This is a genomic window from Polynucleobacter sp. 35-46-11, from assembly GCF_002281105.1.
The window spans coordinates 1-1,683 of sequence record NZ_NCFJ01000533.1; the positions used below are offsets into that span (position 1 = coordinate 1).

Below are 1,683 nucleotides of genomic sequence, written 5' to 3' on the forward strand. Positions count from 1 at the left end.
CACTAAAGACATCACCATGTTTTCACGGATGGAGTCAATCGGAGGATTGGTCACCTGTGCAAACAATTGCTTGAAGTAGTTATAGAGTGGCTTGTTCTTATTAGAGAGCACAGCTAATGGGCTATCGTTACCCATCGACCCAATTGCCTCTTCGCCATTCATGGCCATAGGCGCCATGAGATACTTGATGTCTTCTTGGGTGTAACCAAAAGCTTGCTGGCGATCTAATAATTTTGCAGCTGGGCGAATAGTGTTCTTTTCATCCACCAAGTCAGCCTTGCTTGCATCAACTTCATCGAGCTTCACGCGTACTGCGTCAATCCAACTCTTATATGGCTTAGCTTTAGAGACGGCATCTTTCAATTCAACGTCGTCAATAATGCGGCCCTGCTCCATATCAATCATGAACATCTTGCCTGGTTGCAAGCGCCATTTTTGAACAATCTTGCTCTCTGGAATTGGCAATACGCCAGCCTCAGAAGCCATGATGACTAAATCATCATCTGTCACGTAATAACGCGCTGGACGCAAACCATTGCGATCTAAGGTCGCACCAATCTGACGGCCATCTGTAAATGCCATAGCGGCTGGGCCATCCCATGGCTCCATCATTGCTGCATGATATTCATAGAAGGCACGGCGGTTTTCATCCATCAATGAATGCTGTTCCCATGCTTCTGGAATCATCATCATCATGGCTTGTGCTAATGGATAACCGGACATCACTAATAACTCTAAGCAGTTATCAAAACATGCTGTATCAGATTGGCCTGGATAAATGAGTGGCCATAATTTTTTGAGGTCATCACCCAACACTGGGGAGCTAATGGCGCCCTCTCGTGCATTCACCCAATTGACGTTACCCTTAACAGTATTGATCTCACCGTTGTGCGCAATCATGCGGTATGGGTGAGCCAACTCCCAAGCTGGGAAAGTATTGGTTGAGAAGCGCTGGTGTACTAAAGCTAATGCAGATACTGTACGTGGATCTTGTAAATCTTTATAGTACGCACCCACTTGGTTTGCTAACAGCAAACCCTTGTAAACAATGGTCCGAGCAGACATTGATGCTACAAAATATTCTTTGCCATGCTTTAAATGTAAATCTTGAATAGCATGGCTTGCAGTTTTACGAATGACATACAACTTACGCTCAAGCGCATCCGTTGTCATGATGTCACGTCCGCGCCCAATAAAAATTTGACGGATAAATGGCTCTGTCATTTGAACGGTTGGAGACATCGGCAATTTCACATCGATGGGCACATCTCTCCAACCCAATACGACCTGACCTTCCAAACGGACAGTGCGCTCTAATTCTTGTTCACACGCCAAACGAGAAGCATGTTCCTTAGGCAAGAAAATCATACCAACACCGTACTCACCGAACGGCGGCAACTCGACGCCTTGCTTTGCCATTTCTTCTCGATACAAAGTATCGGGAACCTGAATCAATATTCCTGCGCCATCACCCATTAGAGGGTCCGCACCTACGGCTCCCCGGTGATCCAAGTTCTCAAGAATTTTCAATCCTTGAGCAACGATCTCATGTGACTTCTTGCCTTTGATATGGGCAACGAATCCTACGCCGCAAGCATCATGCTCATTTTGTGGATCGTAAAGACCCTGCGCGATTGGACGAAGGTCTGTATTCATTTGTGTAGTCATGGTATTTCCGTTTGC

General features: G+C 46.0%; 1 protein-coding gene. It reads right to left on the minus strand.

Going from position 1 to position 1,683, the window contains the following annotated elements:
* The coding region (locus B7Y67_RS17285; protein WP_293599689.1) for a glutamate synthase central domain-containing protein at nucleotides 1-1,668 on the minus strand (1,668 nt) is incomplete at its 3' end.
* Between the last annotated feature and the right edge of the window lie 15 nt (nucleotides 1,669-1,683).